Below are 13,829 nucleotides of genomic sequence, written 5' to 3'. Positions count from 1 at the left end.
GCTGACCTATCGATAAATGTTCCTGGTCACATCCAAGGAGGTAAGACGACTTGTGAATGAGTCGACATTTACTCCCGGGGGTGGCCAGCCAGGCGGACAGGGAACCGCGGGGCTTCAAGCTGTCGGCTCCGTAGCTGTGCGTACCTTCGCGGCCCACCAGAGCGGCTCCCCGAGCAGCCCCCAGCAGAAGCCGACGCAGACAGCACACCAGAGCATGGATGGCCATCACGTGAACGCCATGGCCGGCGACCGAAGCGGCGACACACACAGCCGCTTCGCCGACTACGACGAACTGTCCCCCGAGGGGCACTTCTACGACCCCGACGCCGAGTACGAGCCGGACCCCGAGTACGCGGCCACGCTTGCCCCGGACGCTGCCCGTCAGCGCCGTGAGCGCGTCGGCCCCACCGGGCGCCCGCTGCCGTACTTCCCGATTCCAGGACCGCTGACCGACCACGGCCCGGCGAAGATCATCGCGATGTGCAACCAGAAGGGCGGCGTCGGCAAGACCACGTCGACCATCAACCTGGGTGCCGCGCTCGCCGAGTACGGCCGCCGGGTCCTGCTCGTCGACTTCGACCCGCAGGGCGCCCTCTCGGTGGGCCTGGGTGTGAACCCCATGGAGCTCGACCTCACGGTCTACAACCTGCTCATGGAGCGGGGCATGTCCGCGGACGAGGTCCTGCTGAAGACCGCGGTCCCCAACATGGACCTGCTCCCCAGCAACATCGACCTGTCCGCCGCCGAGGTGCAGTTGGTCAGCGAGGTCGCGCGCGAGTCCACGCTCCAGCGCGCGCTGAAGCCGCTGATGGCCGACTACGACTACATCGTGATCGACTGTCAGCCCTCGCTCGGCCTGCTCACGGTGAACGCGCTGACGGCCGCTCACAAGGTCATAGTGCCGCTGGAGTGCGAGTTCTTCGCGCTGCGCGGCGTGGCCCTGCTGACCGAGACCATCGAGAAGGTCCAGGAGCGCCTCAACCCGGAGCTGGAGCTCGACGGCATCCTCGCCACGATGTACGACTCCCGTACGGTGCACAGCCGTGAGGTGCTGGCCCGTGTGGTCGAGGCCTTCGACGATCACGTCTATCACACGGTCATCGGGCGCACGGTCCGCTTCCCGGAGACCACGGTCGCCGGCGAGCCCATCACCACGTACGCGTCGAACTCCGTCGGTGCCGCCGCCTATCGCCAGCTCGCCAGGGAGGTGCTCGCCCGGTGTCACGCCGAGTGAGTCTGCCGGGGGCCGACGAACTGTTCCGTACGACCGGGGGAATGGCACTTCAGGCGTCGTCGCCGCGGCGCCCGGCGGGCGGTGAGGCGCGGGTCCCCGGGCCCGCCGGGGAGAGCGACGAGGCGGCGGCCTCCGCCACGGCACCCGCCGAGGAGGGCTCCGCCGAGCCGGGCTCCGCACCCTCCACCGAGCACACGGCCGCCGACGCCGAGTCGGGGTCCGGCTCGCGCAGCCGGACCGCCGCCGAGGCCGGGGAGAAGCAGGCCCGGCGTGCCGCCACGGGCGCGCAGGAAGGTTCTGGCAACGGACGCGGCTCGACCGCCGCCGCGCGCCGCCGCTCCCGCGCCGCCAACCGGCGCCCCAGCGGCCGTGAGCGACACGACGAGAAGATCACCGTGTACGTCTCCGCCGAGGAGCTGATGGACCTCGAACACGCGCGTCTGGTGCTCCGCGGTGAGCACGGGCTCGCCGTCGACCGGGGCCGTATCGTGCGCGAGGCGGTCGCCGTGGTCCTGGCCGATCTGGAGTCCCGCGGGGACGCGAGCATTCTCGTACGCCGGCTGCGCGGTCGTTAGGACCGCTCGCGGTAGCCTCCGGCGTTGATGCCCGTGAACGATTCCTCCCCTCCGCCCGGCCGCGGCGCGCGCCGACGCGCGCTGGGCCGCGGGGCGGCAGCTCCCGAGTCCGAGCCGGAGGCACCTCCCGCGCCCGCTCAGGAAGCGGGTCCCGAGCCCGGGGCGGACGACGGGCGCTTCACGGTGCGGCTCGCCAACTTCGAGGGCCCCTTCGACCTGCTGCTCCAGCTCATCTCCAAGCACAAGCTGGACGTCACCGAGGTCGCGCTGTCGAAGGTGACCGACGAGTTCATGGCCCATATCCGCGCCATGGGCCCGGACTGGGACCTGGACCAGACGACCGAGTTCCTGGTCGTCGCGGCGACCCTGCTCGATCTGAAGGCCGCTCGGCTGCTGCCCGCCGCCGAGGTGGAGGACGAGGCCGACCTCGCGCTCCTCGAAGCCCGTGACCTGCTGTTCGCGCGGCTGCTCCAGTACCGCGCGTACAAGCGCGTCGCCGACATCTTCAGCGGGCGGCTCGACGAGGAGGCGCTGCGCCACCCGCGTACCGTCGGTCTTGAGCCGCACCACGCCGAGCTGCTGCCGGACGTGGTCATCAGCATCGGCCCGGAAGGGTTCGCGAGGCTCGCGGTGAAGGCGATGCAGCCGAAGCCGAAGCCGCGGGTGTACGTCGAGCACATCCATGCCCCGCTGGTGAGCGTCCAGGAGCAGGCGGGGCTCGTGGTGGCCCGGCTGCGGGAGCTCGGGCAGGCCAGTTTCCGGGAGCTGGTGGCCGACACCGACGACACGTTGACCGTCGTGGCGCGGTTCCTGGCTCTCCTGGAGCTGTACCGGGAGAAGGTCGTCGCGCTGGACCAGGAGACCGCGCTCGGGGAGCTGCTCGTGCGCTGGACCGGTGAGGGCGCGGCGGAGCCCGTGGTGACCGACGAGTTCGACCGGGCGCCCGACCCGGTGACCGGGAGCGCCGGGAGCGCCGAGAAGGAGGAGGGTGCGGGATGAGTGGGGAGACCGGAGGCGCGGAGGGCGGTGTGGCGGGGCTCGCACTGCGGCCCGCCCTCGAAGCCGTCCTGATGGTCGTCGACGAGCCCGCCACCGAGGAGCATCTCGCCAAGATCCTCCAGAGGCCCAGGCGGGCCGTGGCCGACGCGCTGCGGGAGCTGGCCGACGAGTACACCGTCCAGGGGCGCGGCTTCGAGCTGCGGCGCGTGGCCGGGGGCTGGCGTTTCTACACGCGCCCGGAGTACGCCGAGGCCGTCGAGGGCTTCGTGCTCGACGGGCAGGTCGCCCGGCTCACCCAGGCCGCTCTGGAGACCCTGGCGGTCGTCGCGTACCGCCAGCCGGTCAGCCGGTCGCGGGTCTCCGCGGTGCGCGGAGTCAACTGTGACGGGGTCATGCGGACCCTGTTGCAGAGGGGTCTGGTGGAGGAGGCGGGCGCGGAACCCGAAACAGGTGCGATCCTGTACGGGACGACGAACTACTTTCTGGAGCGGATGGGCCTGCGCGGCCTGGACGAGCTGCCGGAGCTCGCGCCCTTCCTCCCCGAGGCGGACGCGATCGAGGCCGAGACGCTGGAAGGGGTTCCGTCGTTCGATCCGGACGCACCCGATGCGCCGGGTTCCGAGTACACCGAGCATGCAGCCGACTAGACGGAAATTTTGATGCGAAGCAGCAGCGGCAGGAACAGCAGCGGAAACAACGGCGGGAGCCGTGGTGGCAACAGCGGCGGCCGCGGCGGTAGCGGTGGTGGCGCCCGCGGCGGAAGCGGCGGCGGCCCCCGCGGCGGTGGCGGCGGCCCCCGCGGCGGCGCGGGTGGCGGCGCCCCTCGCGGCGCGAGTGGCGGTGGGCGCGGCACCTACCGCGGCGCCGGCAACGACCGCGACGACAAGCAGGGCGGCGCCGGCCGTCCGAAGAACCCGCGTCCCGAGGAGCGGCGTTACGACGTGGGCCCCGGCGGCTCGCAGGAGGGCCCGAAGACCGGCCGCGGCGCCTCGGCGCGCGGCGGCGCCAAGGGCGGCCCCAAGCGTGGGCAGCAGCCCGCGCAGAGCCGTGGGCGCTGGGTCCCGGCGACCTCGCGCGAGTACGAGGCGCGGGCCGAGGAGCGCAACCGCGAGCGGTACGCGGGCAAGAAGGAAGTGAAGCTTCCGAAGACCTTCCCCGGCGCGGAGCAGGAGGGCGAGCGGCTCCAGAAGGTGCTCGCCCGCGCCGGTTACGGCTCGCGCCGCGCCTGCGAGGAGCTGGTCGAGCAGTCCCGTGTCGAGGTCAACGGCGAGATCGTCGTCGAGCAGGGCATGCGCGTCGACCCCGAGAAGGACGAGATCAAGGTCGACGGTCTGACCGTCGCCACGCAGTCGTACCAGTTCTTCGCCCTGAACAAGCCGGCCGGTGTCGTCTCCACCATGGAGGACAACGAGGGGCGGCAGTGCCTCGGCGACTACACGAACAACCGTGAGACGCGGCTGTTCCACGTGGGGCGGCTCGACACCGAGACCGAGGGTGTCATCCTGCTCACCAACCACGGTGAGCTGGCGCACCGGCTGACCCACCCCAAGTACGGCGTGAAGAAGGTCTACCTCGCGCACATCGTGGGTCCGATCCCGCGCGACCTGGGCAAGCAGCTCAAGGACGGCATCCAGCTCGAGGACGGTTACGCGAAGGCGGACCATTTCCGCGTCGTCGAGCAGACCGGCAAGAACTACCTGGTCGAGGTCACCCTGCACGAGGGCCGCAAGCACATCGTGCGGCGCATGCTGGCCGAGGCGGGCTTCCCCGTCGACAAGCTGGTCCGGACCGCCTTCGGGCCGATCACGCTCGGCGACCAGAAGTCGGGCTGGCTGCGGCGTCTGTCGAACACCGAGGTCGGCATGCTGATGCAGGAAGTCGACCTGTAGGACCGCCCCGGGGCTTGTCCACGGCAGCCCCCTCCCTTTAGAGTCACTTAGACTATTAAAGGGAGGGGGCTGCCGCATGCACGGCTACGACAGACACGCCTATGAGCCCTTCGCCGTCACCGTCGACCTGGCCGTCTTCACGCTCCGCGCCGGACGGCTGCACATCCTGCTCGTCGAACGCGGCCAGGAACCCTACGCGGGGCGCTGGGCCCTGCCCGGTGGATTCCTCGCGCCCGACGAGTCGGCCGAGAGCGCGGCGCGGCGCGAGCTCGCCGAGGAGACCGGCCTGACCGAGGTGGCCGGGCTCCACCTGGAGCAGTTGCGCACCTACAGCGACCCGGACCGGGACCCCCGGATGCGGGTCGTCTCCGTCGCCTTCGCCGCGCTCGTCCCGGACGCCCCGCAGGCCCGCGGCGGCGGGGACGCCGCTCGCGCCGCGTGGCTGCCCTACGAACCCGGCGCCCGCGGCGCGTACGGGCCGCTCGCCTTCGACCACGCCGTGATCCTCTCCGACGCCCACCGCCGCATCGGCGGCAAGCTCGAGTACACCTGCCTCGCCACGGCGTTCTGCCCGCCCGAGTTCACGCTCGGCGAGCTGCGCCAGGTCTACGAGGTCGTCTGGGGGACCGAGCTGGACCCCGCCAACTTCCGGCGCAAGGTGCTGGCCACCCCCGGCTTCGTCGAACAGGTGCCCGGCGCCTCCCGGCTCACCGGCGGTCGCGGCAAACCCGCCGCCCTGTACCGGGCCGGCGGCGCCACCGCACTGCTGCCGCCCCTGCTCAGACCCGCACCCGACGCCCCGGAGGGGACCCGCCCATGACATCCACGATCAAACGTCCCGCGACCGGATCGCTGCTCGGCCTCGCGCTCGGGGACGCGCTCGGCTTCCCGACCGAGTTCAACGACGTCCCCGCGATCCTCGCCAAGTGCGGGCCCTGGCGCCGGATGGAGCTGCCGGGCCCGGTCGCGTACATCACCGACGACACCCAGATGGCGCTCGCCGTCGCCCGCGCCCTGCGCACCGCTGTCGGCCGTGGACCGCTGGGCGCCGAGCTGTTCGAGCCGCCGCTGCGCGAGGAGTTCGTCGACTGGTACCACTCGCCGGAGAACAACCGCGCCCCCGGCAACACCTGCCTGAGCGCCTGCGACCTGCTGCGGGACGAAGGCCGCGGCTGGCAGGACGCCAGCCAGGCCCACTCCAAGGGGTGCGGCGCCAACATGCGGGTCACCCCGCTCGGCCTCCTGCCGGGGCTCAGCGACGAACAGCGTGCGGGCGCCGCCCAGTTGCAGGCCGGACTGACCCACGGGCACCCCACGGCGCTCGCCGCCTCCGACCTCACCGCGCACGCCGTACGCCTCCTCGCCGAGGGCGCCGAACCGACCGGACTCGTGGGTCTACTGCGCTCGTACGCCTACGAGAACCGCGAGACGTACCACGAGAAGTGGCTCGGCGACCTGTGGACGCGGGGCGGGGCGGCGACCCCCGAGGCGTTCATCGCGAGCGGCTGGGACGACTGCCTCGGCGTCCTGGACCGGCTGCGCGCCGCCCTGGCCGCCCCGTCCCCCGAGACCGACCCCTGCCTCGCCACCGGCGCGGGCTGGATCGCGGAGGAGGCGCTCGCCACGGGCCTGTTGTGCTTCCTGCTCTTCGTGGACGAACCCGTGCTCGCCCTGCGCCGCGCCGCGTGCACCTCCGGCGACTCCGACTCGATCGCGGCCCTGACCGGCGCCTTCGCGGGCGCCCACCTGGGGGCGGACGCCTGGCCGGCGGAGTGGGTACGGCGCATCGAGCACCGCGACGAACTGACCGCGTTCGGGGCGGAGTGGGACGGGGTCTAGCCGACGGCCGCGAGGGCCGAGGCGCGGCGGGTGCGGACCAGGAAGTCCTCGACGCGGGCCCGGTCCGGTTCCGGTGGGAGCGGGGTGTGCCGGGCCGCCTCGTCCGCCTCGGCCACCAGCCCGTTCATCCGGCGGTCGATCTCCGGCCACGGCACCTCGCCGCGCTTCACCGCGAGCAGCGCCTCGCGCCGCTCACCCACGTCGATCGTCAGCTCGCCGGTGCGCAGCAGGTCGCGGCAGGACATCAGGAGGCGCAGGAGGTGCATCGCGTGCTTCCAGCGCGGGGCGCCGTGCGTGCGGACGTCGGCCTCCAGCTTCCGGCGCTGACCGGCCGCGTACCGGGCGAACGTGTCGTGGGCGCGGCGGGAGAGGAAGGCGCCGCGCAGGTCGAGGAGTTCGCGGCCCGTCGGGGTGACGTGCTCCACGAGCGGGGAGTGCAGGCACTCCAGGACGTTCGGGTTGGCCCGCAGCGCCAGTTCGCAGAAGCGCTCCAGCTCCCAGGAGAACTGCTCGGGAGCCGGACCGTCGACGTGCGTCGGCGGCTTCTCGAACCGCCAGTACAGCGGGGTCGGTGCCAGATACACGCCGCGGCGGTCCGTGTCGCTCCCCTCCGTGGCCAGGCCGAAGGCGCGCGAGCCCATGACGCAGGCGTAGACCGTGTGGTCGCGCACCAGCTCGACCGGTTGCGGAGATGACGGGTGTCGCGGGTCCATGCGCGGAGCGTACGGCGTCGTCTCAGCCGAGCGAGATCGATTTTCCGGTGACCGTGATCTTCTGGGGCGGCAACGGGCGCGGCGCGGGACCGCCCGCCACCGAGGCGTCCGCCACCCGGTACTTCGAGCCGTGGCAGGGGCAGTTGATCGTGCCGCCCGACACCTCGTTCACCGAGCAGCCCTGGTGCGTGCAAACCGCCGAGAACGCCTTGAAGTCGCCCTCGGCCGGCTGGGTGACCACGACCTTCTTGTCGGCGAAGACCTTGCCGCCGCCCACCGGGATGTCCGACGTCCTCGCCAGTTCGCCGGCGGCGGGCGGTGCCTTCGAGGCGGGGCCGGGGGAGGAAGCCCCGCTCGTCGCCTTCGTGGTGGCGGTGGGGGAGGGCGCCGGTGGGGCGCCGCCTCCGTCGTCGCCGCCCTCGTCGCCGTACTTGCTGCATCCCGCCGCGAGCGCCGCCGTGCCCGCGACGAGCACGCTGCGCCGCGTCGCCGCCCGCTTCATGTCGTCACCCCCACCGTGCGGAAGAACCACAGCGCCGACGTCAGCCAGAGCAGCGTGAGGACCGCGAACGCGAGGCCGCCCACCACCGGCAGCAGCCAGCCGGGCAGCCGCTCCGCCCGCAGCAGCAGCATCTTGGCGCTGAACGCGCCGAAGAAGAAGCAGCCGAGGAAGGAGTGCCAAAGGACGCGGGAGGAGTACGTCTGGTAGCCGAGCGCGTAGAGACAGTGCACCGCGACCGGGACCGCCACCAGGAACGCGATCCGGCCCGACCAGCGGTGCAGGGCGGGTGCCCAGGCGGGGCCGCTCAGCTTCCCGTAGACCATGAACGCCGAGACGACCTGCACGAGGGCGAAGGCGAACGCCACCGTCGCCAGCCACGACTTCACCGCGCTGGTGCTGGAGAACCCGGCGAGGTTGAAGGCCGTCCCCGCGGGGTCGTGGACCTTGCCGTACGCGCCGAGCGCCACCGCCACCGCCGCCGCGACGAGGGCGGGCACCAGATAGCGGGCCGGGTGCGGGCGGCGGTGGCCGGGGTCCGGGCCCGGGAAACTCTGGGTCGCGGCGTTCGGATCGATGGTCATGGGCTACCCCTCGCGAGGTCGGACGGTCGGCGGGGACCAACAGGGTCGTCGAACGGTCAGGGGACGACGGGACGGGCGGTCAGCTCCGCGCCGTCGATGACGACGGCACCCGTCCGCGGGTCGATACGGGGCGCGGCGGACAGCTCGTCGTCACGGCCGACGATGCCGACCTGGCGGCCGTCGGGCAGCACGATCCAGCCGCCGTCGATCTTCGCGCCGCGCACCTCGGTGGTGGCCCGGTACAGGCCGGACGGCTTGACGGCCTTCTTCGCGGTGAACCCGTACGGGCGGCCCCCGACGGTCACCTTGCCCCGGATCCGCTCGCCCGCGAGGGTCCCGTCCAGCGTGGCGCCGCCCTTGCCGCTGAGCTTCATGGAGCCGTCGTCCTCGACGTCCCCCTTCAGCCAGGACTCCTTGGTGCGGCCGTCGCAGAAGTAGGCCACCGCCTTGCCGCCGCGTACGGAGACGGAGACGGCCGCGGTGTCGTCGTCGGTGCGGCCCGCGTAGCTCGTCTTCGCCCGCGCCGCCCGGGACGGGCTCGCGCTGGGGCTCGGACTCGCCGTGGTGGGCGCCGGAGACGCCGGAGCCGCGGTCGCCGTGTCGCCGGGGGCGCCCGCGTAGGACGGCGCGCTCTCGCCCGTCGACGCGTTGAGCACCAGCATGAACACCGCCAGGGCCAGACCGGCGAACAGTGTGTAGAGGGGTCCTGAGCGCTTCATGACGAGCCTCCCCCGAGGCGGCACGGTGCCGCCCTCCATGCAAGCAGCTCCGGTCGAGTGGCGACAGGGGGCGGTCCGCGCGACATCGAGGCGCGTCTCGACAGACGGGCGCCGCGCGTGACCGCCCCGCGCCCCAACTAGGCTGGACGACGGCAGACGCGTGAACATGATCAAGGAGTGACGCCGTGGCGGTACGAGCGGTCCGGGGCGCCGTGCGACTCGGACGTGACGAGGCGGGGCCCGGAGGCGAGCAGGCGAGCGGCCCGTACTCCGCCGCCCACCCCGGCGCGGCGGCCCCTCTGCGCGAGGACGTCGTCCGGTGAGGACCGCACTCGTCATCGGCACCGGCCTCATCGGCACCTCCGCCGCCCTGGCCCTCGCCTCGCGCGGCGTCACCGTGCACCTCGCCGACCACGACACGGCGCAGGCCCGCACCGCCGCCGCCCTCGGCGCCGGGACGGACGAGGCGCCCGAGGGCCCCGTCGACCTGTGCGTCGTCGCGGTACCGCCCGCCCACGTGGCCGCGACCCTCGCGGACGCCATGCGCGGCGGCGCGGCCCGCGCCTACCTCGACGTCGCCAGCGTCAAGGGCGGCCCGCGCCGCGAACTCGAAGCGCTCGGCCTCGACCTCACGGCCTACATCGGTACGCACCCCATGAGCGGCCGGGAACGCAGCGGCCCGCTCGCCGCCACCGCCGACCTCTTCGAGGGCCGCCCCTGGGTGCTGACCCCGACCCCCGCCACCGACACCGAGGTCCTGAACGTCGCCCTCGAACTGGTCGCCCTGTGCCGCGCCGTGCCCGTCGTCATGGACGCCGACGCCCACGACCGGGCCGTCGCCCTCGTCTCGCACATGCCCCACCTGGTCTCCAACATGGTCGCGGCCAGGCTGGAGAACGCCGAGGAGAGCGCCGTACGGCTGTGCGGGCAGGGCATCCGCGACGTGACGCGGATCGCCGCCTCGGAGCCCGGCATGTGGATCGACATCCTCTCCGCCAACCCGGGCCCCGTCGCCGACCTGCTCTCCGAGGTTTCCGCCGACCTCGACGAGACGGTCCGCGCCCTGCGCGCCCTGGAGTCCAGCGACGACGCCAAGCGCCGCGAGGGCGCGGGCGGGGTCGAGACGATGCTGCGCCGGGGCAACGCGGGCCAGAGCCGGGTCCCCGGCAAGCACGGCGCGGCCCCGGCGGCGTACGAGATCGTGGCCGTCCTCATCTCCGACCAGCCCGGCGAGCTGGCCCGCATCTTCGCGGACGCGGGCGCCGCCGGCGTCAACATCGAGGACGTCCGCATCGAGCACGCCACCGGTCAGCAGGCCGGTTTCGTGCAGCTCATGGTGCAGCCCGCCGCGGCGCCCAGACTGGCCGCGTCGCTGCGCGAGCGCGGCTGGGCCATGCGGCAGTAAGAGGCGCCTGCGGGAGCCAGTAACCTTGTGCGGGGCGCTGTCGCGTCCCGCACTCCTGCCCCGTGCACTCAGAAAGGTGTCCGTCACCGTGGAAACCGCCGCCCCGGCAGCCGTGATCGTCGCCATCGACGGACCCTCCGGCACGGGCAAGTCGAGCACCTCCAAGGCCGTCGCCGCCCAGCTCGGCCTGAGCTACCTCGACACCGGCGCCCAGTACCGTGCGATCACCTGGTGGATGGTGAACAACGGGATCGACCTCACCGACCCGACCGCCGTCGCGGCCGTCGCCGGCAAGGCCGAGATCGTCTCCGGCACCGACCCGGCCGCGCCCACCATCACGGTCGACGGCACGGACGTCGCGGGCCCGATCCGCACGAGCGAGGTCACCTCCAAGGTCAGCGCCGTCAGCGCGGTCCCCGAGGTCCGCGCCCGCATCACCGAGCTCCAGCGCTCCCTCGCCGCCTCGGCCGCGGCGGACGGCAGGGGCATCGTCGTCGAGGGCCGCGACATCGGTACGACCGTGCTGCCCGACGCCGACCTCAAGATCTTCCTCACCGCCTCGCCCGAGGCCCGCGCCGCCCGCCGCTCCGGGGAGCTGAAGGGCGCCGACGTCAAGGCCACGCAGGAGGCCCTGATCAAGCGGGACGCGGCCGACTCCAGCCGTAAGACGTCGCCGCTGGCCAAGGCCGGCGACGCCGTCGAGGTGGACACCACCGACCTCACGTTGCAGCAGGTCATCGAGTGCGTCGTCACCCTCGTCGAGGAGAAGCGGACGTCCAGGTGAGCCCAGCGAGCCCAGTGAGCCCGTCGGAGCGCGGCGCGGAGATCGGCCGGCGCATCGGCGTCGGCCTGATGTACGGACTGTGGAAGCCGCGCGTCCTCGGCTCGTGGCGGGTTCCGGCGAGCGGTCCGCTCATCTTCGCCGTGAACCACTCGCACAACGTGGACGGCCCCATGGTCATGGGCGTCGCCCCGCGCCCGACGCACTTCCTGATCAAGCAGGAGGCGTTCATCGGGCCGCTCGGCACCTTCCTCGAAGGTATCGGGCAGCTCAAGGTCGACCGGTCGAGCGCGGACCGGACGGCCGTCACCCGGGCGCTCGACGTCCTCGCCGCCGGGGGAGTGCTCGGCATCTTCCCCGAGGGCACGCGCGGTGAGGGCGACTTCGCCTCGCTGCGCGCCGGGCTCGCCTACTTCGCGCTGCGCGGCGGCGCGCCGATCGTCCCGGTCGCCGTACTGGGAAGCACGGAGAAGCACGGACGGTTGACGAAGAAGCTGCCCCCGCTGCGCAGCCGGGTCGACGTCGTCTTCGGCGACCCGTTCGACGCGGGCGACGGCAGCGGACGGCGTACGCGCACGGCGCTCGACGCGGCGACCGTGCGCATCCAGGAGCGGCTCACCGCGCACCTGGCGAACGCCAGGCGCCTGACCGGGCGCTGAGCGAGACTTTCAGTAGTGGGCCGCGGTACACGACACGGCGGGCCACCGATCACCACGAATGAACGACGAGGTACGGACTTCATGAACGACCAGACCCAGCCCGAGGGCGCCCCGGAGTACGAGCACGGGGCGCTCGGCGACGCGGAGTACGCGGAGTTCATGGAGCTCGCCGCCGAGGAGGGCTTCGACGTCGAGGACGTCGAGGGCGCGATCGAGGAGGCGGGCCACGGCCCGCTCCCCGTCCTCGCCGTCGTCGGCCGCCCGAACGTCGGCAAGTCGACCCTGGTGAACCGCATCATCGGCCGGCGCGAGGCCGTCGTCGAGGACAAGCCGGGCGTCACCCGCGACCGCGTCACCTACGAGGCCGAATGGGCGGGCCGCCGCTTCAAGGTCGTCGACACCGGCGGCTGGGAGCAGGACGTGCTCGGCATCGACGCCTCGGTGGCCGCGCAGGCCGAGTACGCGATCGAGACCGCCGACGCGGTCGTCTTCGTCGTGGACTCCACCGTCGGCGTCACCGACACCGACGAGGCCGTCGTCCGGCTGCTGCGCAAGGCCAACAAGCCCGTGGTGCTCTGCGCCAACAAGGTCGACGGCCCGAGCGGCGAGGCCGACGCCACCGCGCTGTGGGCGCTCGGCATCGGCGAGCCGCACCCGGTCTCCTCGCTGCACGGCCGCGGCACGGGCGACATGCTCGACGCCGTCATCGAGGCGCTGCCCGACGCGCCCCCGCAGACCTTCGGCACGGCGATCGGCGGCCCGCGCCGGATCGCCCTGATCGGCCGTCCGAACGTCGGCAAGTCCTCGCTCCTGAACAAGGTGGCCGACGAGGACCGCGTCGTCGTCAACGAGCTGGCGGGCACCACCCGCGACCCGGTCGACGAGCTCATCGAGCTCGGCGGCGTCACCTGGAAGTTCATCGACACGGCGGGCATCCGCAAGCGCGTCCACCTCCAGCAGGGCGCCGACTACTACGCCTCGCTGCGCACGGCCGCCGCCGTCGAGAAGGCGGAGGTCGCGGTCATCCTGATCGACGCCTCCGAGACGATCTCGGTGCAGGACCAGCGGATCGTGACGATGGCGGTCGAGGCGGGCCGCGCGATCGTCGTCGCGTTCAACAAGTGGGACACCCTCGACGAGGAGCGCCGCTACTACCTGGAGCGCGAGATCGAAACCGAGCTCGCACAGGTGGCGTGGGCGCCGCGGGTCAACGTGTCGGCGCGCACCGGCCGCCACATGGAGAAGCTGGTCCCGGCGATCGAGACCGCCCTGGCGGGCTGGGAGACGCGCGTTCCCACGGGCCGGCTGAACGCGTTCCTCGGTGAGCTCGTCGCCGCGCACCCGCACCCGATCCGCGGCGGCAAGCAGCCCCGCATCCTCTTCGGGACGCAGGCCGGCACCAAGCCGCCGCGGTTCGTGCTCTTCGCCTCCGGGTTCATCGAGCACGGCTACCGGCGCTTCGTGGAGCGGCGGCTGCGCGAGGAGTTCGGGTTCGAGGGGACGCCGATCCACATTTCGGTGCGGGTCAGGGAGAAGCGCGGGCGGAAGAAGTAGCCGTACGGCCCTCAGTGGTCGCGGCGCGGTGCGGGCGGCAGCGCGGCCGGGGAGTGACCTCCCTGGCCGGGGTGCCGCCCGTTCGTCTGCGCGTAGTGGTGCTGGCCCGTCGAGTAGTACGGGGTGTGGTGCCGCGCCGCATAGGACCCCGTCCCGAAGCCCACGAACCCCATGTCCTCCTCGCCGCTGCGATCGCCCGGCAACGTCCGGAAGGACCGGCGGTACTCCGCGTACAGGGCGTCGTAGATCGGCGTGGTCGAGCGGCTGCCGGAGTGGTCCTCCGGCGGACGCATCGACGGGATGTAGCTCTGGTAGGGCTGTCGTCGTCCGGCGGAGGGGGATGAGGTGGGGTCGTATGGGTGCACGTACGTGCCAACGA

At 72.7% G+C, this 13,829-nt stretch carries 17 protein-coding genes; 12 read left to right on the top strand and 5 right to left on the bottom strand.

What is annotated here, in order from left to right:
- The first annotated feature begins 52 nt into the window (after positions 1–52).
- The 7 genes from ACIRF8_RS33160 (at position 53) to ACIRF8_RS33130 (ending at position 6,536) form a co-directional block, all read left to right on the top strand.
- On the top strand, positions 53–1,234 hold the full coding sequence (locus tag ACIRF8_RS33160) for a ParA family protein (protein WP_404221042.1): 1,182 nt from the start codon (positions 53–55) through the stop codon (positions 1,232–1,234).
- Positions 1,219–1,809, top strand: a complete 591-nt coding sequence (locus ACIRF8_RS33155; RefSeq protein WP_404221040.1) for a hypothetical protein — start codon at positions 1,219–1,221, stop codon at positions 1,807–1,809. The genes ACIRF8_RS33160 and ACIRF8_RS33155 overlap by 16 nt, the downstream gene beginning before the upstream one ends.
- 27 nt (positions 1,810–1,836) lie before the next feature.
- On the top strand, positions 1,837–2,808 hold the full coding sequence (locus tag ACIRF8_RS33150) for a segregation and condensation protein A (RefSeq protein ID WP_404221038.1): 972 nt from the start codon (positions 1,837–1,839) through the stop codon (positions 2,806–2,808).
- The gene (gene scpB / locus ACIRF8_RS33145; RefSeq protein ID WP_404221036.1) at positions 2,805–3,455 is read left to right on the top strand and encodes an SMC-Scp complex subunit ScpB; all 651 of its coding nucleotides are present in this window, start codon (positions 2,805–2,807) and stop codon (positions 3,453–3,455) included. Before ACIRF8_RS33150 ends, scpB begins: the two co-directional genes overlap by 4 nt.
- A 12-nt stretch (positions 3,456–3,467) precedes the next feature.
- Positions 3,468–4,697 (top strand): pseudouridine synthase, encoded by a 1,230-nt coding sequence (locus ACIRF8_RS33140; RefSeq protein WP_404221034.1) that lies wholly within the window; start codon positions 3,468–3,470, stop codon positions 4,695–4,697.
- 76 nt (positions 4,698–4,773) lie between these two features.
- Positions 4,774–5,517, top strand: coding sequence for an NUDIX domain-containing protein (locus tag ACIRF8_RS33135; protein WP_404221032.1), 744 nt, complete (start codon positions 4,774–4,776; stop codon positions 5,515–5,517).
- Entirely contained in the window at positions 5,514–6,536 is a 1,023-nt protein-coding gene (locus ACIRF8_RS33130; protein WP_404221030.1) for an ADP-ribosylglycohydrolase family protein, read from the top strand. The genes ACIRF8_RS33135 and ACIRF8_RS33130 overlap by 4 nt, the downstream gene beginning before the upstream one ends.
- On the opposite strand, the gene ACIRF8_RS33125 is transcribed toward ACIRF8_RS33130, so the two are convergent.
- The 4 genes from ACIRF8_RS33125 to ACIRF8_RS33110 are packed head-to-tail and all read right to left on the bottom strand — an operon-like array spanning position 6,533 to position 9,051.
- Complete coding sequence (locus ACIRF8_RS33125) at positions 6,533–7,249, bottom strand: DNA polymerase beta superfamily protein (protein WP_404221028.1); 717 nt, start codon at positions 7,247–7,249, stop codon at positions 6,533–6,535. The genes ACIRF8_RS33130 and ACIRF8_RS33125 overlap by 4 nt on opposite strands.
- 22 nt (positions 7,250–7,271) lie before the next feature.
- Positions 7,272–7,751, bottom strand: a complete 480-nt coding sequence (locus tag ACIRF8_RS33120; protein ID WP_404221026.1) for a Rieske (2Fe-2S) protein — start codon at positions 7,749–7,751, stop codon at positions 7,272–7,274.
- A complete protein-coding gene (locus tag ACIRF8_RS33115; protein WP_404221024.1) occupies positions 7,748–8,332 on the bottom strand; it encodes a DUF6529 family protein in 585 nt (194 codons plus the stop codon). The genes ACIRF8_RS33120 and ACIRF8_RS33115 overlap by 4 nt, the downstream gene beginning before the upstream one ends.
- A gap of 56 nt (positions 8,333–8,388) precedes the next feature.
- Entirely contained in the window at positions 8,389–9,051 is a 663-nt protein-coding gene (locus ACIRF8_RS33110) for a hypothetical protein (RefSeq protein WP_404221022.1), read from the bottom strand.
- A 185-nt stretch (positions 9,052–9,236) separates the two neighbouring features.
- Between ACIRF8_RS33110 and ACIRF8_RS33105 the strand changes: the two genes are divergently transcribed.
- The 5 genes from ACIRF8_RS33105 to der all read left to right on the top strand — a co-directional run bounded on the left by ACIRF8_RS33105 (position 9,237) and on the right by der (position 13,450).
- Positions 9,237–9,374: a hypothetical protein gene (locus ACIRF8_RS33105; RefSeq protein WP_404221020.1), complete on the top strand. Its 138-nt coding sequence runs from the start codon at positions 9,237–9,239 to the stop codon at positions 9,372–9,374.
- A complete protein-coding gene (locus ACIRF8_RS33100) occupies positions 9,371–10,456 on the top strand; it encodes a prephenate dehydrogenase (protein WP_404221018.1) in 1,086 nt (361 codons plus the stop codon). The genes ACIRF8_RS33105 and ACIRF8_RS33100 overlap by 4 nt, the downstream gene beginning before the upstream one ends.
- 88 nt (positions 10,457–10,544) lie before the next feature.
- Positions 10,545–11,240 carry a (d)CMP kinase gene (cmk, locus tag ACIRF8_RS33095; RefSeq protein WP_404221016.1) on the top strand — a complete coding sequence of 232 codons (696 nt, stop codon included), beginning with the start codon at positions 10,545–10,547 and terminating at the stop codon, positions 11,238–11,240.
- Positions 11,198–11,896 (top strand): lysophospholipid acyltransferase family protein, encoded by a 699-nt coding sequence (locus ACIRF8_RS33090; protein ID WP_404221014.1) that lies wholly within the window; start codon positions 11,198–11,200, stop codon positions 11,894–11,896. The genes cmk and ACIRF8_RS33090 overlap by 43 nt, the downstream gene beginning before the upstream one ends.
- An 81-nt stretch (positions 11,897–11,977) precedes the next feature.
- Entirely contained in the window at positions 11,978–13,450 is a 1,473-nt protein-coding gene (der, locus tag ACIRF8_RS33085; RefSeq protein ID WP_404221012.1) for a ribosome biogenesis GTPase Der, read from the top strand.
- 11 nt (positions 13,451–13,461) lie between these two features.
- Here the strand turns inward: der and ACIRF8_RS33080 are convergent, their stop codons facing one another.
- Positions 13,462–13,743 carry a hypothetical protein gene (locus ACIRF8_RS33080; protein WP_404221010.1) on the bottom strand — a complete coding sequence of 94 codons (282 nt, stop codon included), beginning with the start codon at positions 13,741–13,743 and terminating at the stop codon, positions 13,462–13,464.
- Positions 13,744–13,829 lie beyond the last annotated feature (86 nt).

The organism is Streptomyces sp. NPDC102406, from assembly GCF_044765725.1.
GTDB lineage: Bacteria > Actinomycetota > Actinomycetes > Streptomycetales > Streptomycetaceae > Streptomyces.
The sequence above is the reverse complement of the archived record's forward strand: the minus strand, read 5'-3'. Positions and strand labels throughout refer to the sequence as shown.